Source organism: Spartobacteria bacterium UBA695 (genome assembly GCA_002298145.1).
Taxonomy (GTDB): Bacteria; Verrucomicrobiota; Verrucomicrobiia; order Chthoniobacterales; family Chthoniobacteraceae; genus UBA695.
On record DBMP01000007.1, the window covers coordinates 46881 to 68274 of the forward strand.

The 21394-nt window shown below is 62.7% G+C and carries 18 protein-coding genes, 1 tRNA gene and 1 riboswitch; of the genes, 8 read left to right on the forward strand and 11 right to left on the reverse strand.

What is annotated here, in order from left to right; genetic code table 11:
• Window positions 1-38 precede the first annotated feature (38 nt).
• The 4 genes from purD to hflC all read left to right on the forward strand — a co-directional run bounded on the left by purD (window position 39) and on the right by hflC (window position 4550).
• Window positions 39-1307: a phosphoribosylamine--glycine ligase gene (gene purD / locus B2828_RS03670; RefSeq protein ID WP_479632335.1), complete on the forward strand. Its 1269-nt coding sequence runs from the start codon at window positions 39-41 to the stop codon at window positions 1305-1307.
• 23 nt (window positions 1308-1330) lie between these two features.
• Window positions 1331-2503 carry a S41 family peptidase gene (locus B2828_RS03675; RefSeq protein ID WP_479632336.1) on the forward strand — a complete coding sequence of 391 codons (1173 nt, stop codon included), beginning with the start codon at window positions 1331-1333 and terminating at the stop codon, window positions 2501-2503.
• 99 nt (window positions 2504-2602) lie between these two features.
• Window positions 2603-3571 carry an FtsH protease activity modulator HflK gene (gene hflK / locus B2828_RS03680; protein ID WP_479632337.1) on the forward strand — a complete coding sequence of 323 codons (969 nt, stop codon included), beginning with the start codon at window positions 2603-2605 and terminating at the stop codon, window positions 3569-3571.
• Between the two features lies 1 nt (window position 3572).
• Entirely contained in the window at window positions 3573-4550 is a 978-nt protein-coding gene (gene hflC / locus B2828_RS03685) for a protease modulator HflC (protein WP_479632338.1), read from the forward strand.
• A 14-nt stretch (window positions 4551-4564) separates the two neighbouring features.
• Here the strand turns inward: hflC and B2828_RS03690 are convergent, their stop codons facing one another.
• From B2828_RS03690 to scpB, 4 genes are all read right to left on the reverse strand, one after another.
• Window positions 4565-6223 carry a M56 family metallopeptidase gene (locus tag B2828_RS03690; protein ID WP_479632339.1) on the reverse strand — a complete coding sequence of 553 codons (1659 nt, stop codon included), beginning with the start codon at window positions 6221-6223 and terminating at the stop codon, window positions 4565-4567.
• Window positions 6220-6594: a BlaI/MecI/CopY family transcriptional regulator gene (locus tag B2828_RS03695; RefSeq protein WP_479632340.1), complete on the reverse strand. Its 375-nt coding sequence runs from the start codon at window positions 6592-6594 to the stop codon at window positions 6220-6222. Before B2828_RS03695 ends, B2828_RS03690 begins: the two co-directional genes overlap by 4 nt.
• Window positions 6595-6687: 93 nt before the next feature.
• A complete protein-coding gene (gene pheA, locus B2828_RS03700; protein ID WP_479632341.1) occupies window positions 6688-7761 on the reverse strand; it encodes a prephenate dehydratase in 1074 nt (357 codons plus the stop codon).
• Entirely contained in the window at window positions 7733-8569 is an 837-nt protein-coding gene (gene scpB, locus B2828_RS03705) for an SMC-Scp complex subunit ScpB (protein ID WP_479632342.1), read from the reverse strand. Before scpB ends, pheA begins: the two co-directional genes overlap by 29 nt.
• A 219-nt stretch (window positions 8570-8788) precedes the next feature.
• Between scpB and B2828_RS03710 the strand changes: the two genes are divergently transcribed.
• On the forward strand, window positions 8789-10150 hold the full coding sequence (locus tag B2828_RS03710; RefSeq protein WP_479632343.1) for a sigma-54-dependent transcriptional regulator: 1362 nt from the start codon (window positions 8789-8791) through the stop codon (window positions 10148-10150).
• Window positions 10151-10341: 191 nt separating this feature from the next.
• Here the strand turns inward: B2828_RS03710 and ribB are convergent, their stop codons facing one another.
• On the reverse strand, window positions 10342-10986 hold the full coding sequence (gene ribB, locus B2828_RS03715; RefSeq protein WP_479632344.1) for a 3,4-dihydroxy-2-butanone-4-phosphate synthase: 645 nt from the start codon (window positions 10984-10986) through the stop codon (window positions 10342-10344).
• A gap of 84 nt (window positions 10987-11070) precedes the next feature.
• A riboswitch (FMN riboswitch) is annotated at window positions 11071-11248 on the reverse strand.
• 137 nt (window positions 11249-11385) lie between these two features.
• Window positions 11386-11616: a DNA-binding protein gene (locus B2828_RS03720; RefSeq protein WP_479632345.1), complete on the reverse strand. Its 231-nt coding sequence runs from the start codon at window positions 11614-11616 to the stop codon at window positions 11386-11388.
• Between the two features lie 156 nt (window positions 11617-11772).
• Between B2828_RS03720 and B2828_RS03725 the strand changes: the two genes are divergently transcribed.
• Window positions 11773-12555 carry a PhzF family phenazine biosynthesis protein gene (locus B2828_RS03725; RefSeq protein WP_479632346.1) on the forward strand — a complete coding sequence of 261 codons (783 nt, stop codon included), beginning with the start codon at window positions 11773-11775 and terminating at the stop codon, window positions 12553-12555.
• A 116-nt stretch (window positions 12556-12671) separates the two neighbouring features.
• Here the strand turns inward: B2828_RS03725 and trpS are convergent, their stop codons facing one another.
• From trpS to pyk, 3 genes are all read right to left on the reverse strand, one after another.
• Entirely contained in the window at window positions 12672-13637 is a 966-nt protein-coding gene (gene trpS / locus B2828_RS03730; RefSeq protein ID WP_479632347.1) for a tryptophan--tRNA ligase, read from the reverse strand.
• Window positions 13638-14128: 491 nt separating this feature from the next.
• Window positions 14129-16060 carry an LpxL/LpxP family acyltransferase gene (locus B2828_RS03735; RefSeq protein ID WP_479632348.1) on the reverse strand — a complete coding sequence of 644 codons (1932 nt, stop codon included), beginning with the start codon at window positions 16058-16060 and terminating at the stop codon, window positions 14129-14131.
• A gap of 18 nt (window positions 16061-16078) precedes the next feature.
• The gene (gene pyk / locus B2828_RS03740) at window positions 16079-17482 is read right to left on the reverse strand and encodes a pyruvate kinase (protein ID WP_479632349.1); all 1404 of its coding nucleotides are present in this window, start codon (window positions 17480-17482) and stop codon (window positions 16079-16081) included.
• A gap of 203 nt (window positions 17483-17685) precedes the next feature.
• On the opposite strand from pyk, the gene B2828_RS03745 reads away from it, so the two are divergent.
• The gene (locus B2828_RS03745) at window positions 17686-19059 is read left to right on the forward strand and encodes an FAD-binding oxidoreductase (RefSeq protein WP_479632350.1); all 1374 of its coding nucleotides are present in this window, start codon (window positions 17686-17688) and stop codon (window positions 19057-19059) included.
• 277 nt (window positions 19060-19336) lie between these two features.
• Here B2828_RS03745 and B2828_RS03750 read toward each other — a convergent pair.
• Window positions 19337-19408: transfer RNA gene (locus B2828_RS03750), tRNA-Met, on the reverse strand.
• 291 nt (window positions 19409-19699) lie between these two features.
• Here B2828_RS03750 and B2828_RS03755 point away from each other — a divergent pair.
• On the forward strand, window positions 19700-19876 hold the full coding sequence (locus tag B2828_RS03755; protein ID WP_479632351.1) for a hypothetical protein: 177 nt from the start codon (window positions 19700-19702) through the stop codon (window positions 19874-19876).
• Between the two features lie 168 nt (window positions 19877-20044).
• Here B2828_RS03755 and B2828_RS03760 read toward each other — a convergent pair whose 3' ends face one another.
• Entirely contained in the window at window positions 20045-21364 is a 1320-nt protein-coding gene (locus tag B2828_RS03760) for a hypothetical protein (protein ID WP_479632352.1), read from the reverse strand.
• Window positions 21365-21394 lie beyond the last annotated feature (30 nt).

A 21394-nucleotide genomic window follows, 5' to 3' on the forward strand; every position in this document is an offset into this window, starting at 1 on the left:
GGCGCATTTTGAGCAATCCTGCTTTTCTTGTCTCCCGCATGAAAATTCTCGTTATCGGCAGTGGCGGGCGCGAACACGCGCTGGTATGGAAACTCCGGCAATCGCCGCGGGTATCGGCGGTCTATTGCGCCCCCGGCAACGCAGGAACGGCAGAAATCGCCACCAACGTCCCCTTGCCGATCAGCGATCACCATGGCTTGATCGAATTTGCCCGCGCCGAGCGCATCGGCCTCATCGTCGTCGGCCCCGATGACGCCCTGGCCGCCGGGATCGTCGATCACCTCGGCCACGCAGGCCTGCGAGTCTTTGGCCCTACGCAGAGCGCCGCTCGGCTGGAATCGAGCAAAGTCTTCGCCAAGGAATTCATGCAGCGCCACGGCATCCCGACCGCCGCCAGCGGCCATTTCTCCGATCCCGCCGAAGCGCACCGCTTCTGCCAGAAGAGCAAATTTCCCCTCGTCATCAAAGCCGACGGCCTCGCCCTCGGTAAAGGCGTCATCATCGCCCAGACCCCGTGGGAAGCCGCCCAGGCCATCAACGAGATCATGGAAAAACGCGCCTTCGGGGCCGCGGGCGACCAGGTCGTCATTGAGGAATTCCTCTCGGGCCAGGAATGCTCCGTGCATGCTTTGGTGGATGGCGAAAACTACGTCCTCTTCCCCGCCGCGCAGGATCATAAACAGATTTTCGAAGGCGACAAAGGCCCCAACACCGGCGGCATGGGCACCTTCTCCCCCCCCGACAAGCTCGTCACCCCAGAGATCATCGAGCGCATTCACAAGGAAATCATGGTCCCCTTCATGGAAGGGATCAAAAAGGACGGCCTGCACTACAAAGGCCTCCTCTTCCCCGGCCTGATGATCACCGAAGAGGGCCCGAAAGTCCTGGAATTCAACTGCCGCTTCGGCGATCCCGAGACCCAGGTGCTGCTGCCGCGCCTCAAGGGCGACCTGGTCGATTGGATCGAAGCCGCCGTCGCGGGCCGCCTCGACTTGGTGGAAGCCGACTGGGACCCCCGCCCCGCCTGTTGCGTCGTTATGGCCTCCGGCGGCTACCCGGGCTCCTACACCAAGGGCAAAGTCATCACCGGCATTGAAGAGGCCGAGGCGCTTGGCGACGTCACCGTCTTCCACGCGGGCACGCATCAAGAAGAGGGCGCCCTCGTCACCGCGGGCGGCCGCGTCCTGGGCGTCACCGCCATGGGGGGCACCCTGGCCGAAGCCCAGGCCCGAGCCTACGAAGCAGTTTCCCGGATTCATTTCGAGGGAGCCACATTCCGGCGCGACATCGGCGCAAAAGGGCTGTAGGGTCGCGCTTGTTACCCTTGCCTATGAACCCCAGCTTTCGCATCGCGGCGGCCGCCAGCCTCCTCCTTGGAGTCAACTTTGAGGTCGCCCCCCGGGTCTTTGGCCAGACCGAAGCCGCCAAACCGGCCGCCTCGGTCTCGCCCACCCCGAGCCCATCTGCCACCGCCACGCCCAGCCCGGCCAAAACGCCCGAACCCACGCCCACCCCGGCGGCACTCAGCCCCGCTCGGGCCGTCGACTCCCTTTCCGACGCCGAGGCCCAGCAAGCCCTCGACCTCCTGCGCTCCACCTACGTCCGCTCCGGCACGCTCAACGAAGCCGCCCTCAACCGCGCCACACTCCAGGGCCTCCTGGAACGCATCGGCGGCGGCGCGGCCATCCGAGCCACGGGCGGCGAAGCAGCCGCCGAAAGCCCCTTCCGCTCCGAGATCCTCGATGAACAGATCGGCTACGTCCGCCTCGGCTCCCTCTCCAAAGGGCACCTGGCCGAGTTCGACGCCGCGCTGGGGAACTTTAACGCCAAGAAAGTCGGCTCCCTCATCCTCGACCTGAGGGCCACGCCGCCCTCCAACGACTTCGACCTCGCCGCCGACGTCATCAAGCGCCTCACGCCGAAGGGGAAAATGCTCTTCGCCATCCACCGCCCCAGCGCCAAGCAAGAGCGGATGTTCACCTCCGACCTCGACCCGGCCTTTAAAGGCAACGTCGTCACCCTCGTCGGGCGCGACACCGCCGGAGCCCCGGAAGTCATCGCCGCCGTCCTGCGGGGCGTGGGCAATGCGCTCGTGGTAGGCCACCATACAGCGGGCCAGGCTGCAGAATACTCCGAACTGCCGTTGAAAGGCGGCAAAACCCTGCGCGTCGCCGTGGCCGAGGTCAAGCTGCCCGCGCAAGTCACCGTTTTCCCCGACGGGCTCAAGCCCGACCTCTCCGTGCAAGTCGCCGCCCGCGACGAGCGCGAGGCCCTGCAAACCGGCCTGGATAAAGGCGTGGCGGGGCTCGTCTACGAGACCGAGCGGGCGCGGATCAACGAAGCGGCGCTCGTCGCCGGGACCAACCCCGAGCTCGACGCCGACGAAGAAGAACAGCGCCGGGGCAAGAGCGACGAAGAGGACGTCCCGCCCTGCGACGTCGTGCTCCAGCGCGCCGTGGACCTCGTGACCACCCTGCGCATCTTCGGCGGCAAAATGCCCTAAATTTTTTTCAGGAACTCGAGGAACTCGGGAAAAAGGCAGGAATCCTTTTCATGAGTTCCTGATGATTTCCTATTTATCCCCCTCTTTATGAGAACTCCTATGGAACCCATTGACGCCAATCCCCGGCCCCCCATGGCGGGCCTGATCGCAGCCGGTGCCGTGGTCCTTCTGATCCTCGTCGGGGCAGTAACGTCGTACTACACCGTCAACGCCGAATCCGAGGGCGTCGTGCTCCGGTTCGGCAAATACCTCGGCACCACCGAGCCGGGCCTGCATTTCAAGATCCCCTTCGGCATCGACTCCGTCACCGTCGTCCCCACCCGGCGGCAGCTCAAACAAGAGTTCGGCTTCTACTCGCCCGGTGCCACCTCCAACCCCGACCAGGTCGGCGCGGATCAGGATACCGAGAAAAACATCGTCACCGGCGACCTAAACGCCGCCCTCGTCGAGTGGGTCGTGCAATACCGCATCGAGGACCCGAAGGCCTACCTCTTCGACGTTCGCAACCCCGGCCAGACCCTGCGCGACCTCTCCGAAGCCTCCATGCGCGAGGTCATCGGCGACCGCACCGTGGACGAAGTCATCACCATCGGCCGCCAGGAGATCGAAGTCTCCGCCCTGGCCCGCATGCAGGACCTGGCCAAGCGCTACCGCCTGGGCATCCGCGTCGACCAAGTGCAGCTGAAAAACGTCAACCCACCCCGGCAGGTCCAGGGCTCCTTCAACGAAGTCAACAAAGCCCAGCAGGATCGCGAAAACGCCATCAACGTGGCCAACGGCGACTACAACAAAGCCATCCCCAAAGCCCGGGGCGACGCCGACCGGGACATCAGCACCGCGGAAGGCTACCGCTTCAAACGCGAAAACGAGGCTAACGGCGACGTCGCCTCCTTCACCTCCATGCTGGCCGAATACACCAAAGCCCCCGCCGTCACCCGCACCCGGCTTTACCTCGAAACCATGGGCGAGCTGATGCCCCAGGTTCGGCAGAAAATCATCTTCGACGAGTCGCTCAAACAACTCCTGCCGGTCCTGCCGATGGGAGCCAAAACCGGGGAGGTCAAGTAACATGAAATCCATCGCCGCCATCCTGGTGGGCGCCGCCGCGCTCATCGCGCTCCTCGTCCTCTCCGGAGCCTACTACACCGTCGAACAGACCGAACAGGTCATCGTCACCCAGTTCGGCAAACCCGTCGGCGAACCGATCACCGAGCCGGGCCTGCACTTTAAAAAACCGTTCATCCAGGACGTCAACCGCATCGACAAACGCTTCCTGGAATGGGACGGCGCCTCCGCCGCGATCCCCACCCGGGACAAGACCTACATCCAGGTAGCCACCTTCGCGCGCTGGCGCATCGAGGACCCCAAGACCTACTTCGTGCGCCTGCACGACGAACGCAGCGCGCAATCCCGCCTGGAGGACATCCTCGGCAGCGAGACCCGCAACGCCATCGCCAAGCACGACCTCATCGAGATCATCCGCACCGACAAAAACCGCAAGCCCCAGCGCGACGAGACCCTCAAGGAAGGCCTCGGCACCATCGGCATGCTCCCGGCGATCCAGTTCGGGCGGCTCAAAGTCGAGGAAGAGATCCGGACCGAGGCCGTCGGCAAGCTCGCCGAGTTTGGCATCTCGCTGCTCGACTTCCGCATCAAGCGCGTCAACTACAACCCCGAAGTGCTCGACCGAATCTACCAGCGCATGATCAGCGAGCGCATGCAGATCGCCCAGCGCTTCCGGTCCGAAGGCGAGGGGGAATCCGCGCGCATCGCAGGCCAGCGGGAGCGCGACCTGAACGAAATCCAGTCCAAAGCCTACTGGCAGGTGCAGAAAATCCGGGGTGAAGCCGACGCCAAAGCCATGGAAATCTACGCCCGCGCCTACACCCAGAACCCGCAGGCCTCGGAATTCTACACCTTCCTGAAAACCATGGAGACCTACCGGAAGATCTTTACCAAAGACTCCACCATGGTCCTCTCCACCGACACCGACCTCTTCAACCTCCTCAAGCGCTCCACGCCCAAAGGCCCGACCAATACGCCATAGCGGCACCGCGTCGGCTATTTGCTTTCCTGCATGAGCGGCTTCCCGCCGTGATTGATCGCATCGGGATAGTCTCTGCGAATCTGCTCCTGGAGCGTCTTCGCCTCGTCCGTTTTGTCGGATTCGAGGTAATAGCCCGCCAAATAAAACCGTGCGTAGGCCCCCACTTGAACCCCGTCGCCGTAAAAGCTGTCGCTGTATTTCTCGATAGCCTCTTTTAAATAATTCTCCCGTTCCTGCCCCTGTGACCGCTGGGCAAGATACATCAGCGCGCAACCGGCACGATTGGATTGGGGATATTTCTCAATGACCAGTTTGAGGACATCCTTTGCTCCCGGGCTGCCCAGTTCCTTGTTGGCCATCTGGTAGAGGGACTCAAGTTCTTTGAATTGCTCCGGGGTATAGGTTTTCCGATCCTTGGCAAAGCGTTCCCTGACCCGCTCTTGATTCTTTTGGGCGGGCGGAATGGGCCGATTCTCGGCGTTGAGGAAGCTTGTGGATCTTGGCGAACGCCGGGGTTGCTGGGAATTGATGGTGAGCTGGACGTTCGGGAGCGGGTCGAAAAGGGGATTGTCGGGCGGCGCCGGTTGGGGTTCTTCGCCGGTGTTTTTTGAAGTGATGGCATTGCGTGTCAGCGTTGTAATCCCGAGCGCCAAAAACAGCGCCAACCCCAGTCTCCACGCATGCGAAGCGCCCGTCGTGGCTTGCATGATGCGCGTGAGTCGCTCTTTAAGGTGGCGGTTGCTTTCCATCATGCTGACGGAGGGCAGGATTGCGCTTTGTCGCGGGGAAAAATCCTCCAGCAACCGCAGAAGCGTCTCGCCGTAAAGGCGCTTCAATCCGATTCGATCTTGTTCCAGCACCAGCGCGTCGCATGCCAGTTCGCGGTCCCGGCGCATTTGCCGAAACGCGAACCACAACACGGGGTTGAACCAGTGCGCGATTTGCAGCCCGAGCAGCAGCGGATTGAGCCAGAGGTCCTTTCGCCGCAGGTGGGCAAATTCGTGCAGAAACACCATGCGCAGCTCTTCGGGCGAGAAGCGTTGGGGGAGCCCCTCCGGCAACAGCACCACCGGGCGCAACAACCCCATCATGGCCGGAGCGCTCACGTGGGGCGTTTCGAGGATTCGGATCCGTTGGCGCACTTTTTGCGGTATGCCCATCTGCTCCGCCGCCGCTTGCGCACAAGCCAGCACCGTCGCATCCTCGCACACGGGCGCGCGCCGAACGGCCTGGCCAAAACGCCGCACCTGAAGCAATGCGACCGCGCCAAACCCCGTTGCCCCCAGCAGCCAAAGCAACGCCAAGCCCTGCTGTTTGGAGAGAGAAAAGGGCTTTGCTTGCGCGGGTTGCGCAGGCTGCGTTGGTGTCACAGGTAGAGCGGCGGGCGGCGTGATCGCGTCGGTTTCCAAGGCAGACGCCACCCAGCGTTCTGCCCAAACCGGCGTCACCCCGCGATCCATGGCAAACCCTTTAGTTCGCAGAGGCATTTGCGGCAACCCTGGGAGCAGCAATCGCGCGACGACCAGCAGCCAAAGCGCATAACGCCAGGATGCCGGGAGCGATTTGCGAAAACAAAAACGCGCCAGCAGGACCGCCAAAACAATCCAGGCGGCTTCCCATGAGGTGTGCGCCAGCCATTGGGTAAAATACTCTATATTACCAAGCAGGTTCATGGTTTACCCTCCTCTTGATCGAGCACCTTGCGCAGTTGATCGAGCTCTTCGCGGGTGAGTTTGCGGTTTTGAACGAAATGAACCAGCAGCGCCTCCGCCGCACCGCCAAAGAGACGATCCAGCAGCGAATCGACCTCTTCCCTCACGCACTCTTCACGCGGAAGCGCGGGGCGGTAGAGGTAGCGGTTGGATTCCTGGGTGTATAGGAGCGCCCCCTTTTGAACGAGCCGCGCAAGCATCGTGCGCACGGTGTTGGGGGCCCAGGATTCCTTGTCCGAGAGCACCTCAAGCACCTCCGCGGCGCTAATGGGGTGCTGCTTCCAAATGACTTCCATGACCTTCCATTCGGCCGGGGCAATATTAATGCTCACAGCGTTATTAAACTACAAGCGTAGTCACCCTGTCAACTACAACTGTGGTTCGCCGAAACAGCCCCTTTGCCTGGGGATGACCGTGGGCCTTCCCTACGCCGTCGTTTTGGGGTAGCTGCCCAGGATTTTGAGCCACGTGCAGCGCTTCTCCATTTCGGCGAGCGCCTCGGCCACCCGGGTGTCTTGCGCATGGCCTTCGATGTCGACGAAGAAGAAATATTCCCAGGCCTTGCGCTTGGAGGGGCGGCTTTCGATCTTGCTCATCGAAATGCCCAACTGCTGCAACGGCTCCAGCGCGGAGAATAGTGTCCCACTCTTCTCGGCAGGTACGGAAAAGAGCAGCGACGTCTTATCGTGTCCCGAAGCCGGGCACAGCTGCGGGCCGATGACCAGAAAGCGCGTGGTGTTAAACGCGCTGTCCTGGATGGAGGCCTCCAGGATATCCAGCTTGTAGAGCTCCGCCGCAAGCTTCCCGGCGATGGCCGCCGTATTCGGCTCCTCGGCAGCGTGCTGCGCCGCGCGGGTGTTGCTGGAGGCCACGAGGACCTCCGCCGTGGGGAAATTCGTCTGAAGCCAGCGGCGGCACTGCCCGAGCGACTGCGGGTGGGAGTAGATTTTGCAAATTTCCGAACGCGGACAGCGAGCCAGGAGGTTCTGCTCCACTTTGAGCAGGATCTCGGAGCAGATTTTCAGGTCGCTCGACATGAATTCATCCAGCGTGTGGGTCACGGCCCCCTCGGTGGAGTTTTCGATCGGCACCACGCCGTAGTCGGCCGTGCCGCGCGCCACCGCCGCGAAGACTTCCGTGATGTTCGCTTGCGCGGAGTACTCCACGCTCGCGCCGAATTTATTGCGCGCCGCCTCGTGGGTGTACGTCCCCGCCGGGCCGAAATAGGCGATAACGAGCCCTTTTTCGAGCTGGTAGGAGGCCGACATGATCTCGCGGTAGATGGCCCGCACCGCCGAGCCCGGGAGCCGTCCGCCGAGCTTCGCATTGCGCTTTTCCAGCGAACGCAGGAGGGTCTCCTCCCGGTCCGGGGCAAAGATCGCACCCCCGTTGCGGCGCTTCACCTCGCCCACTTCGTGGACAAGGTCGGCACGCTGGTTGAGCAACTCGAGCAGGCGCTCGTCGAGGGCGTCAATTTTCTTGCGGATCGGTGTCAGCATGGTCTTGGAAAGGGAGTTCGGGCGCCCCGGGGAACTCGGGAAGCACGATGGTCCGGGGGGCCGCCGAAGGCTCGGGGAGCGTCAAGGGTTCCGGCTTGGGCTCAGGCTCGGGGTCTGGCTCCTTCGCCGGAGCGGCCGGGGTCGGCTCAGCCGGTTCGGAGGGGGCCTCCGGGGCGGTTTGCGCCGCTTCGGAGCCAGCTCCAGCCGGGAAGAGTTCACCCGTGGCGGGCGGGGTGGCAGTGGGGAGCTTGACGCGCCGGAGTTCCTCGACATTCGGCAGTTCGTCGAGCGACTTCAACCCAAAGTGCTGCATGAACACCTGGGTCGTTTCGTAAAGCAGCGGACGGCCCGGCACCTCGGCCCGACCGGAAATGCGCACCAGGCCGCGATCAAGGAGGCTCTGCATCACGCCGTCGACCGCCACGCCACGCACGGCCTCGATATCCGCCCGGGTAAGCGGCTGCCGGTAGGCGATGATGGCGAGCGTCTCCAGCGCGGGACCACTCAAGCGCGTCGGCTTGCTCTCGGGGTAAAGCTGGCGAATCCACACCGCGTACTCCTTGCGCGTTACGAACGTCCAGCCTTCGGACTGCTCCACGAGCTGAAACGAGCGGCCCTGCGCGTCGTAATCCTGCCGCAGCTCCTGGATGAGCCCCTTCACCTCGCCCGAGCGGAGCTTGGCTGCCTCGCGCACCGGCTCGTCGTCGGCATCCTGGAGCGCGCCGCGCAACGCCGCGAGGATCTCCTTAACGGTGAGCGGTTTGTTGGAGGCGAAGACCAGAGCTTCGATGATTTCTTTGAGCAGCATGGAAGGGGTCGGAAATTAGAACACAGAAGGCCGGACTGACACTAGGGAAATTTCAGAGAAAGCGGCGCTCCTCCCCCCGGACCCGTTGACGCGGCGCGAAATCTCGCGAAGCTGTCTCTGACGGAGGGGCGGCATTTTCGAGAAAAGCGCGTAGAGTCCTCAAATTTGAGAAAACCGCTTTTCATTCCGCTGTAGAGTACCTTATCTTGTGACCAAAGAATGGCTCGGATCCTGATTATCGACGACGAACCGGCAATGGTAGAAGTCATCTCCACCATCTGTCGTGACATGGGGCACCAAGCGTTCCCCTTCAACTCCGCCGCGCGCGCGATCGAGGCGCTCCCCGGCACGATGCCCCAACTGGTCGTCGCTGACATCAAGATGCAGCACCTCACCGGCTTCGACGTCCTGCGCGCCTGCAACGACCTCTCCCAGCGCCCCGCCGTCATCATGGTCACCGGCTACGCCTCGGTGGAAACCGCCGTGGAAGCCATGAAGCTCGGCGCGTTCGACTACGTCACCAAGCCCTTCAAAATTGACCAATTTCAGCTCACCCTCCAGCGCGCGCTCGACTTCCAATGCGCCGTCCGGGAGAACACGATCCTCAAACGGGAGCTCAAGGACCGCTACAAGTTCGAGAACATCGTCGGCACCAGCTCCAAGATGCAGCAGGTCTACAACCTCATCGCCAAGGTCGCCGACACCGACAGCACCATCCTGATCCAGGGCGAGAGCGGCACCGGTAAAGAGCTTGTCGCCCGGGCGCTCCACTTCAACAGCCGCCGCCAGCACCACCCCTTTGTGGCCATCAACTGCTCCGCCCTGCCCGAGAACCTGCTCGAAAGCGAGCTCTTCGGGCACAAAAAAGGAGCCTTCACCGGAGCCGTGCAGGACAAAATGGGCCTCTTCGAGGAAGCCCACCACGGGACGATCTTCCTGGACGAGATCAACTCCATGGCGCAGACCCTCCAGACCAAGCTTCTGCGCGTTTTGCAGGAACGGACCATCCGCCGCGTGGGCGATACCAAGAACATCCCCATCAGCGTCCGCGTACTGGCCGCCTCCAACGAATCGCTGCACGAGAAAATCCTCACCGGCGGCTTCCGCGAGGACCTCTACTACCGCCTGGCGGTCATCCCCATCGACCTCCCGCCGCTGCGCGACCGCCCAGAGGACATCCCGCTCCTGGCCCAGCACTTCATGCAAAAAGTGGCCGCGCAGAACCAGACGCCGGTGCCCAAGATCGAGGCCGACGCCATGGAGGCGCTGACCAAGTACGCCTGGCCCGGCAACGTCCGCGAACTGGAGAACGCCATCGAACGCGCCTGCGCGCTCTGCGACGACTCCCGCATCACCCTGACCGACCTGCCCGCGCAAGTCGCCCAACGCAGCGCGGCCCATGGCGGCGAACCCCCCGAACCGGGCAAGCTCCCGGTGGGCGAGCCGCTGGACGCCTACGTGAAAAACCTGGAACGGCGCTTCATCGAAGAAACCATCCACTTCAACGACGGCTCACGCGACCGCGCCGCCAAGATGCTCGGCATCAGCATGGCGACGCTCTATCGCAAACTGGCGAATTAATACGCCGTTCATAGTCAAAGGCCCCTCATTGGCCTCTCTATAAAAGATATTTCACGCAAAGACGCAAAGAAGGCAGATGTGTATCTTCTTTGCGTGAGACTTAATGCCTTTTTTCTGTGGAAATCATCAAGTCTGGCCCGATCAAGGCCAGTAGGCGGCCCCACTTTCCGCGCGCCCATGCGCACCCCAGGCTAGCAATCACCCAGGGCGCGGCGGTATTCCACAAGCTCCTTCACGGAGACCATCGGCATGCCGTGTTGCTGCGAATAGGCGGCGATCTGCGCCCCCTTGGCCATCGTGCCGTCGGGGTTCATCAGCTCGCAGAGCACGCCGCACGGCTGAAGCCCAGCCAGGCGCATGAGATCGACCGTCGCCTCGGTGTGCCCGGGGCGTTCCAGCACCCCGCCGGGGCGGGCGCGCAGCGGAAAGACATGCCCGGGGCGGTTCAAATCAGAAGGCCGGGCCCCCGGAGCCGAGGCGGCGCGCACCGTTTGCAGGCGGTCGTAGGCCGAGACGCCGGTGGTCACGCCCGTGGCCGCTTCGATGGTGACGGTAAACGCCGTGCCGTAGTGGCTGGAATTCTTCTCCACCATGGGCGGGAGATCGAGCGAGGCCGCCTTTTCGTCCGTCAGGCACAGGCAGACGATACCGCTGCAATCGCGGATAAGGAGCGCCATTTGCGCTTCGGTGAGGTGTTCAGCCGAGTAGATGACGTCGGCCTCGTTTTCCCGGTCCGGATCGTCGGAAACCAAGACGCCCTGGCCGTTTTGCAGAGCGCGGAACGCGGCGGCCACCCGGGGATACGCCGCCAAGAGATTGGATTGAGTCTGATTCATGGTCATTTGCAACTTCCCAGAATCAGGGTGGCGAACTGCGGCCAGCCTCGCCGCCGGACGCGCGTCCGGGCAAGCCAAGCCCCGCATGTTTCTCTTTTATCCGGACTGTACCGTCGGCTCCGGCATCGCACCGGATCTGCTGACCCTCCAGCCCCCCTGTTTTTTTTAAGGAGGCCAAAGGCGCTCGTGGGCTCCCCGGAGATCTTAAAAAAACCCCCGGGATACCACCGGTGGGGAGTTGCACCCCGCCCTGAGAATGGACCCTTAACTTACGGCCCCCGGGACAACCGTGTCAACCCTCCAGGGTGGCCGGTTGGCGATGCGCGCGCCGGAAAATGCACAAAGACGCGACCCCTTTTTGAGGTCCGCGTCTTTGAAAATTCCCAGCCTTCTCCGGCCTTAGATGCCGGATTCGAGGTCGATCAAGCGTTGCAGCGCATCCGCGAAATCGTGGAAAGCGGCCGCGGGCAGCATGATCGTGTCCCGGCGTCCCCCGACGTCCTCGGTGATCTTCAAAAAACGGCCCCGGGCATTCTCTTTGAGATCGAGAAAGAAAATTTTCCGGTCCACGTTAATCTTTTCCGATGCCAGCGGTTCGTTGACCTGGCGTTCTCCTGAATCGTTAATCATAGATTTATTGCCGTCCGCTCGGGTTTGCCTCACCCGCACTCTTGGGCAGTCCCCCTACTCTACGAACCTTGATTGGACACGCAACCAGATTTTATTTGCAGCCGAGTGACAAAAAGTCAAAAAAGGTACTCTTGGCTTTTTTCAGGAGATCCCCCCATGACGCCCCTTTTTCTCGTCGACGCTTTCACCCAACACCCCTTTTCGGGCAACCCGGCGGCGGTTTGTGTGCTGCCAACCCCCGGCGACGAGCACTGGATGCGGCTGGTGGCGCGGGAGATGAACCTCTCTGAAACGGCGTTTCTCCACGGGCAGGGGTCGGAGTGGTCGCTGCGCTGGTTTACCCCGGCGGTGGAGGTGCGCCTCTGCGGCCATGCGACCCTCGCGGCGGCGCATATTCTCTGGGAACAGGGCCTGGCCAACGAACAGCAGCCCCTGGCCTTTGCCACGCTCAGCGGACGGCTGACGGCGACCCGCGTTGGGAACGCCGTTGAGCTCGACTTCCCTGCGACGCCCGCCGAGGCGGTTCCCGAGCCGGAGGGCCTGGCCCGGGCGCTCGGCTGTAAACCGCTCTGGACCGGCCGCAGCAGCCTGGATTACCTCGTGGAGGTGGAGGACGAGGCGACGCTGCGCACGCTACACCCCGACCTCGGGGTGCTCGCCAAGCTCCCCGTGCGCGGGGTGATCGTCACCGCCCGGAGCGATTCGTATGACTTTGTTTGCCGGTTTTTCGCCCCCGCTGCCGGGATCAACGAAGACCCGGTGACGGGCTCGGCCTTCTGCGCGCTAGGCCCCTACTGGCAGCCAAAGCTCCGCAAGGCCGACCTAAGCGTCTACCAGGGCAGCGAGCGCGGCGGGACGGCGAAGGTCTGCGTGCGCGGCAAGCGCGTGCTCATCGCCGGGCACGCCGTGACGATGGGCCGCGTGGAACTCAACGAGTAAAAACCGCGATAGAAAAAGCCGCCAAAAAGCGCAAGAGGCGCAAAGGCGGGGCGGCGCTTTTATTTTGCGCTTTATGCGCCTTTTTGCGGCTAATCCCAGTCCGGGGTTTAGGATAACTACAGCCCCATGGCCGTGCGCACGCGCTTGAGCGTGACGTTGGCCAGTTCGTTGGCGCGGGCGGCTCCTTTGCGGAGGACCTCGTCGATGTAGCCGGGATCGCGCTCGATCTCCTCGCGGCGGGCGCGGGCCGGGGCGAAGTGGTCCCAGATGGCCGCGAAGAGGCGCTTCTTAAAGTCGCCGTAGCCGGTGCCGCCATTGCGGAAGTCGGCTTCCATTTTGGCCACGTCATCCGGACTGGCAAAGAGTTTGTAGAGCCCGAAGATGGAGGAGGTCTCGGGGTCCTTGGGCGTTTCGACCGGCGTGGAGTCGGTAATGATGCCCATGATCTTCTTTTTGAGCGCCTTTTCCTCCAGGAACAGCTCGATGGTGTTGTTGTAGCTCTTGCTCATCTTCTGGCCATCGAGGCCGGGGATGGTTGCCAGGTCGGGCAGAATGCTCGGCTCGGGCAGGCGGAAGAGGTCCTTGCCGAAGGTCTCGTTCATTTTGATGGCGAGATCCCGGGTGACTTCCACGTGCTGCTTCTGGTCCTTGCCGACGGGGACGATGTCGCTGTCGTAGATGAGGATATCGGCCGCCATGAGCACCGGGTAGGCGAAGAGGCCGTGGTTGGCGGCTTTCCCGTGGGCCAGCGCGTCCTTGTAGGCATGGCAGCGCTCCAGGAGGCCCATCGGCGTCAGGACGGAGAGCAGCCAGGAGAGTTCGGTGACCTGCGGCACGTCGGATTGCTTAAAGAGAACGGCCTTGGCCGGATCGAGGCCGCAGGCGAGGAAGTCGAGCGCGGCGCGGCGGGTGGCCTCGCGGAGTTGGGCGGCGTCGTGAACGGTGGTCAGCGCATGGTAATCGGCCAGGAAATAGAGCGCCTCGCCTTTGTTCTGCCAGTCGATCGCCGGGCGCATCATGCCGAAATAGTTGCCAATGTGAAGCCGACCGGTGGGTTTGATCCCTGAAAGAATGCGAGGCATAAGAAAAAAAGCGTGTTGAAGAAAGGGAGACTTTTCCGATCCGGGTCGGTTTTGTCAAGCATCGCCCAGCGCATCGGGAGGATGGGACTCCCGATGCGCGGACCGCGTTTTGGCGGCGGGCTTCCCAAGGCGAGAAGCATCATAGAGGAAGAGGCACCGATTTTCGGCCACTTATAGGTGGCTATCTTTACAAAATCGCAAATTTCTTCCATCAGCATCCCTCTCCCCTCGTTACGAATCTCCAGATTCGTAATGCCCTTGTCTGGGAATCTCTGATTCCATAACCGCACGGAACGAATCAGGAGATTCGCAGACAGAAGAGGTTCCCAATCTGGAGATTGGGAACCAGGAGCAGGCGCAGGCGATTGTTCTTCTCGTGCCGAAACTCTATTTCGGCACCGCTTGGACCCGCAACTCGATTGCGGCAATGGAGTTGCCGGCGCAAGGGCGTTCCCAAATGGAGTTTGGGAACGAGGAGGCAAGGCGACAGCTCAACACCCGATGACTTCCAGCACGGCCTTCGCGGCTTCCTGCGCGGTGACGGCCTCCATGCAGCGGAAGTCGAGCGGGCATTTGCGCAGGAAGCACGGGCTACACTCCACTTGGTGACGCAACACGCGGTGACCCGGCCCGAGCGGCCCGGTGAGCCGGGGCTCGGTGGAGCCAAAGACGGAGACGGTCGGCACGCCCAGCGCGGCGGCGAGGTGCATGGTGCCGGTGTCGTTGGTGAGCAGCGCGGCGCATTCGCCAAGGCGCTCCATCAGCTCGGAAAGGGTGGTTTTGCCGATCAGGTTGGTGACGCGCCCGGTGAGCTTCGCCACGATCTCGTCGCCAACGGGCGCATCCCCCGCCACGCCAAAGAGCACCCATTCGCAATCAACACGCGCCGAGACGGCGTTGGCGGCTTCGGCGAACCGTTCGGGCATCCAGCGTTTGGCCGGGCCGTATTCCGCGCCGGGGCAAAGGCCGATTTTCAGTGGTCCCTCCGGGCGGGGCTGGGTGGCGAAGCAGGATTCCAGCGGCACCTCGGCGATCTCTCCGCCGATCCACTCGGCGAGCTGGAGGTAGTGATGGACCTGGTGCTGCGCAGGCTGGGGCGGGGCGGGCGTTTTGGAGCCCTTGGGCACCTTTGCGGGCTCGGGCGTAAAGGCCGGGGCCAGGAGCGCCTTGCGCCATTTGGCCGCGTAGCCCGCCCGGCGCGGAATCCCCGCCAGCCAGGCTTCCAGTGCGGTGCGGATGGAGTTGGGCAGGATGACCGCCGCGTCGAAATACCGCGCCCGCAGCTTGCGCGCGACGGCAAAGAGCCCCTCGCCCGGTTCGATCGTGAGCACTTCGTCGATCTCCGGGAAGCGCCGCCAGTAATCGGCCAACTTGGCTTTGACGAGCACGGTCACGCGCACGTCGGGCCGCCCTTTCTTGATCGAGAGGACCGCCGGGGTGGTCATGACGGCGTCGCCCAGCCAGTTGCTGGAGCGCACGACAATACGGAAGGGCTTCAAATCAGCCGCAGTCATCCCGACGGGCAGCGCGATGCCGCGCTTGTATTCGGAGAGGAGGAAATTGGGCTGGGGCGTTTTCCAGCGGTTGTGGACCCAGAACCAGTCGGCGGGCGAGCGGCGGATCTGCTTTTCCAGGGCCTGGTTGAGCTCGGCGGTGAGCTGGGCGACGTTGCGGGTGGCGCTAAGCTCCGGTTTTTCAATGACCATGCGCCAGTAGCCGGGCTTGTCGGTGAAGACGGCGGCCAGGATGAAGCTCGCCCCGGTGCGCAGGGCCAGCGTGGCGGCCAGCGGCGAGGTGGAGGCGAGCCGCCCGAAGAAGGGGCACCAGATCCCGCCGTCGCCCGCGTGCTGGTCGATCAAAATGCCAACGAGCCCTCTTTCCCGCAGCAGCTCGACGGCCCGGTGGAATCCCTTTTTGCGAGCCATGGGCTCCATGCCGAGACGCGAGCGGGAGTCGCGGATGAATTGGTCGATAAACGGGTTTTTGAGCGGCTGAAAGACCGTCGAGCTTTTGCCGGGGTAGATGAGCGGAGTGATCTGCCCCAGGGCCTCCCAGTTGCCAAGGTGGCTCAAAATACCGACAGCCCCCACGGGGTCGTTGGCGACGGAGCGGATCAGCTCCACGCCTTCCACCTGGACATGCTTGACGACCTCCTCGCGCGACATCGTCGCCATTTTCACCGAGGAGAGGAGGTTCGCCCCCAGCCGGATGAAATGCTTCCGGGCCAGAGCGCGGATTTCCTTCTCCGTCATCTCCCCCTCGAAGGCGAGCGTGAGATTCCGGACGACCAGCCCCCGGTACCCCGGCAGGATGAGATGGGCCGCCCCGCCGAGCGCCGCCCCCAAACGGTAGACGACGCCCATCGGAAGGGCGGATAACAGGCGGCAAAAGGCGAGGAAAAGGTAGTAAACGAAGCGGTCCATTGGAATGGGCCGCCGATACTACAGCACCGGACGCAGCTGGATCGAGTCGAATGTGGACTGGCCCGCTTGAAGGTCGCTCACGATGACGAGATTATCGCCCGCGTGGACGTGGCCTTTCTTGCGAAGCAGGTTCACCGCGGCCTCGATGGTCTCCTCGGGATCTTTCTCGAAGGGGAGCAAGAGCGGCACGATGCCCCAGTTCAACGAGATCTTGCAGCACGTTTCGGGCGTGTTGCAGAAGGCGAAGATGGGCGAATGCTCCGGGCGCTGGGCCGAAACGTAGTCGGCCACGCGGCCCCGGCGGGTGAAAACGACGAGCTTGCTGTTGCGCAGCGAGTTGGCCAGCACCACGGCAGAGTGCATCGTGCGCTGGCGGTTCTCGGTGTAGAAGGCCTCGTTCGCATACCCCGCGCCGCCGCTCCGCTCGGTGCGGTAGGCTACGCGGTGGAGGGTCTCGATGCATTTGACGGGGTATTTGCCCACGCTCGTTTCGCCGGAGAGCATGATGGCGTCGGCCTGCTCGTAAACGGCGTTGGAAACGTCCGTGACCTCGGCGCGGGTCGGCACCGGGTTGGCGATCATCGACTCCAGCAAGTGCGTGGCCACGATCACCGGCACGCCGGATTTCAGGCAGCGCTTGACGATGGAGCGCTGGATGATGGGCAGATCCTCCATGGCGCATTCGATGCCGAGGTCGCCGCGAGCCACCATGATGATGTCGGCCTTGGCGATGATGCCGCTGATGTTGCGCACGGCCATCTGGTCCTCGATCTTGGCAATGACGCGGGCGTTGCTGCCGTGCTCGCAGAGCACCTTGCGGATCGCGTCGACGTCGCTCGGTTCGCGGCAGAAGCTCAAGGCCACCATGTCCACCTGCATCTCGGCCCCGAGGGCGAGGTCGGCCAGGTCTTTTTCGGTCAAGGGCGGCAGGTTCACCTTCACGCCGGGCAGGTTGATGTGGCGTCGGGAGCCGAGCGTACCGGCCGTCAGCACACGGCAACGGACGCGGTTAGCTTCCTTCTCCAGGACCTCCATGTGCATCACGCCGTTGTCCACGAGCACTGTGTCGCCCACGGAAATGTCGTCAACCAGGCCGTCGTAGTTGACGTCTACGGAGTATTGCTCCTCGCTCTTCTCGCCGCGGACGGTGAATTCGACAATGTCGCCCGGCTTGAGCTGGAGCTTGGTGGTCACGTCGCCCGTGCGAATGGCGGGCCCCTGCGTATCCATCAAAATGCCGACCACCGCATCCAAGTCAGCGGCGACTTTGCGAATGCGGGGTACGATCGTGCGCACCCAGTCGTGCGAGGCATGGCTCATGTTCAGCCGGAATACATTGGCCCCGGCGTCGACCATGGCTCTAAGCATGGCCTCCGACTCCGTGGCCGGCCCCAGGGTACAGATTATCTTCGTGTTGCGCATAAATAGAATAGTCTGGAGGATAAAATAGCCGATCTCCGGATAATCTCATCTAATATCAGTCGAATTGCCAACGGATGCCATTTGCTGAGCAACAAAAGGTGGGCCCTTCGGAGAACGCTGGTAATTTGAAACAAACTCTGGTAGGTTTTTATCCTTTCTCATACCCCGTTTAAAGGCCACCAGAGCGTTTGAAACATTGTTTGATGTCCCATCTCGTCCAAGAATTGATCCGCCTTATCGGCCCCGAAGCCGTTTCCACCGCACCGGCCGATCTGGCTGAAAACGGCGGCGACAAATGGTTCGCCAACCGTGCCCCGGAGTGCGTCGTTTTCGCGCAGACTACGGAGCAGGTCGCCAAGGTCATGGCCTACGCCAACGAGCACCACATTCCCGTCACCCCGCGCGGCGGCGGCGTCGGCTACGTGGGTGGCTGCGTGCCGGTGTGCGGCGGCATCTCCCTTTCGCTCATCCGGATGAACCGCATTAAGGAAATCCACGCGGCTGACGGCGTGGCTGTGGTGGAGCCGGGAGTTATCACCGGCGTGCTGCAAGCCGCGGCGCGCGAGCAGGGGCTCTTTTATCCACCGGACCCGGCGAGCCTCAAGGAATGCACCCTCGGCGGCAACATCGCCACCAACGCGGGCGGCCCGCGCTGCCTGAAGTACGGTGTGACGCGATCTTACTTGCTCGGACTGGAGGTAGTCCTCCCCACGGGCGAAATCCTCCGCACCGGCGGCCGCACGCACAAGAATAAGACGGGCTTTGACCTCGTGGGCCTCTTCACCGGCTCGGAGGGGCTGCTCGGCATCGTCACCGAAGCCACGCTGCGCCTGATCCCGCTGCCCCCGGCCCGCGCCACGGTCTCCGCCAGCTTTGCCACGTTCCCGGAGGCGGCCAACGCCGTCCAGAAAATCCTCGGAGCGGGCTTCCTCCCCTCCGCGCTCGAAATCGCCGACGCCTTCACGCTCCGCTCGGCCCGGGAATACCTGGGAGCCGAGCTGGTTCCCGGCGGCGAGGGCCATCTCCTCATCGACCTGGACGGGCAGAGCGAATCGGTGCAATGCGAGGTTAAAAAACTGGCCTCCCTGGTGCGCGATCTTGGTACGGTATTCCAGCGCGAAGCCTTCGGCGAAGCCGACTGCGAGGCGCTCTGGGACCTGCGCCGCCAGTTTTCCCAATCGCTCAAAGCCACGGGCCTGCGCAAGCTTAACGAGGACATCGTCGTCCCGCGCGGGCGGCTCGTGGACTTGGCGCAATTCGCCGAACACTTGCGCGAAAAATACGGCACGCCGGTCGCTTGTTTCGGCCACGCGGGCGACGGCAACATTCACACAAACATCATGGTGGAGGGCTACGAGCGGCCCGAGGTGAAGGCAAACGTGGGCCACGCGCTGGACGAACTCTTTGCCCAAGTGCTGGCCTGGGGCGGGGCGATCACGGGCGAACACGGCATCGGCCTGGCCAAGCAGCGCTGGTGGGACGCGGCGACCTCGCCCGTCAGCCGGAAAGTCCACACCGCCCTCAAGCACGCGCTCGACCCGAACGGGATTCTCAACCCGGGGAAATTCGTGGAGTAAAAAGGGGCTTGAGACGCTCCGGATAGCCGTCCTCTTCGTTCCCCCCGTGCACTTGGGAACAAGGAAGAAAGATATTCTCACGCAAAGCCGCAAAGGCGCAAAGAGGGAGAAAGCTTGCCTTCGTCTTTTTTGCGCCTTTGCGCCTTTGCGTGAGCCCCCTGCCTTTTTTCCGCATTCCTAAAGAATGCATTGGCCCAACCCGGCTCATCCCGGGGCCTCCGAGTTACAAAAAAGCCTCGCGCCGAGAGGGCTTGCGAGGCGGGAAAAAAAGAGAAAGTGCCAGAGGGGAGAATCGAACTCCCGACCAAGGGCTTATGAGTCCCCTGCTCTACCGCTGAGCTACCCTGGCGTGTGGGACGGATAAATTAGGGGAGGTGCGAGGCGGGTTCAAGCGTTTTCTTGAAGCTTTCTCACTTGACCCGCGACTCATTCTCCCGCAAAGGTACACTGACATTTTAATTTTAACTGCGTAGGCAGATTGGGTATCCAGAAACCTAGGAAATTTCGCGACACCAATCACTGCACCCACGCCGAAGAATCGGCGCGGTCTGTCGTGTATTGGTGTCAGGCTTCCTAGGGCCTCTGGACCGCACGGCATGGCCGCGCCCCTTTTTTTGCCCACGGACCCAAGGAAGCGTCTATGTACACCATTATTTGCGCCTGGTGCGGCAAAGTCATCAAAGACAGCGGCGAGGGAAGCCCCCGCTCGCATATCATCTGCGTCCCCTGTTTCCGGAAAGAAATGAAGCGGGAGAAAATCTCCAAGCCCCGGTTTTACCCACCCAATCAGCCCAAACAGCCGCCCGAGGACTTATAGTCAAACGCCACTCCATGGCCTCTCTATAAAAATTATTTCACGCAAAGACGCAAAGGCGCAAAGAGGGAGAAAGCTTGCCTTCGTCTTCTTTGCGCCTTTGCGTCTTTGCGTGAGACTTTATGCCTTTTGTCTGCGGAGATCGTATTATACGCCCGGCGGCACCTGACGCTACTCCCCGATCCCCGTCGGCACGAGCACGGCGTCCCGCATTCCGTGGATGATCTTCTTATCCGCCGGGCAGACGGTGGCCAGCGCCCCGCCGAGCTGCGCCTTCTTCTCCGATAGGAAGAAATATGGGCAGAGCCGCACTCGCCCCTGCATCACGCGCGCCTCCCCCTCGGCGTCCACATATGGCTGCTCGACGAGCCGCCCTTTGCGGAATTGCTGCAAAATGTACGGATGACACTCGAAGCTCCCAAGCGCCCGCTCCAGCTCCAAGCGCCACTGCGCCTGCGGCAGGTCGGCGGCGATGTGGACGCCCCGGCTCCCCCAAGCCAGCTCGGAGAATCCGCTGATCTTTAGCACCAGCTGCCGCTCCTTCTGCGAAAACGCGGCCACCTCGCTCCAGTCGTTGACCTCCAGGCCCGGCAACACCGCCTGCGGCGGCAGCGGGGCGGGATCGACGAGCCAAGTGTACGGGATCACCTTCTGGAGTTGCAGGAAATGGCGTTCGCTCAGCTCGCGCCGCCAGAATTCCCGCAGCGGCCGCAGCCAGAAGAGGGCGAACCAGAGCTTCTCCTCCAAAAATGGCTTGAAGGGGGGCGTCACCCTCACGGGCGCTTCCTCGCGCGTCACGGCGGCGGTCAGGCTGGGGATGGCAGGGATGTTCGGCAAATCAAAAAGCTCCAGGAACCGATAAACCGTCGGCTGCCACTGGAAGCCCGCCTCGGGCTGCGAACCGTCGAGCACCCGCCATTTCGCCCCCGGGTTATAGCGCTCGTTAAGCCGCCCCGCGAGCCACTGCATTTCGGGCCGGTACGTGGCCGACTCCTCCGAAACAATAATGTCGGCCCCCTCCGGCGTGATCGAGCGGAACCCCTCGACCATCCCGTTCGCGCCGCCTAAAATCTCGAAACCCAGGTCGGCGTAGGTCTGCCCGAGCCAAGCCGTCAGGCCGATGCCGCCCGGGACGCTGTCCAGTTCGCTAATGGCAAAGCCCTCTTCGGTCAAAATCAGGTCGGGCCGGATCACCTGCGGGGTTTCCTCGCGTCGTTGGCGGGCCAGTTCCACCAGTTCCGGCGGTTTCCCCTTGTCGAGCAGCTGGGCGATCCAGTGGGGCTGCTTCCCCTTGACGCTCTGGAAGTAAAGCTGGTTGCAAGCGCGGACAAAGAGATGCAGGCGGTAGCCGAGCTTCTCCAGCTCGTCGGCGAACGCGTTCGAGATCCGCAGCGGCTCCGGCGATACCAGCCAATCCTTCCCGTCGAAGAGCCCCTCTTGAGGAAGGGCGTCCCGGATTCTCTGGGTATTCTCTATAATCCCGCTAGACATATATGGCTTTTATGGAACGAAAGGTGGCTA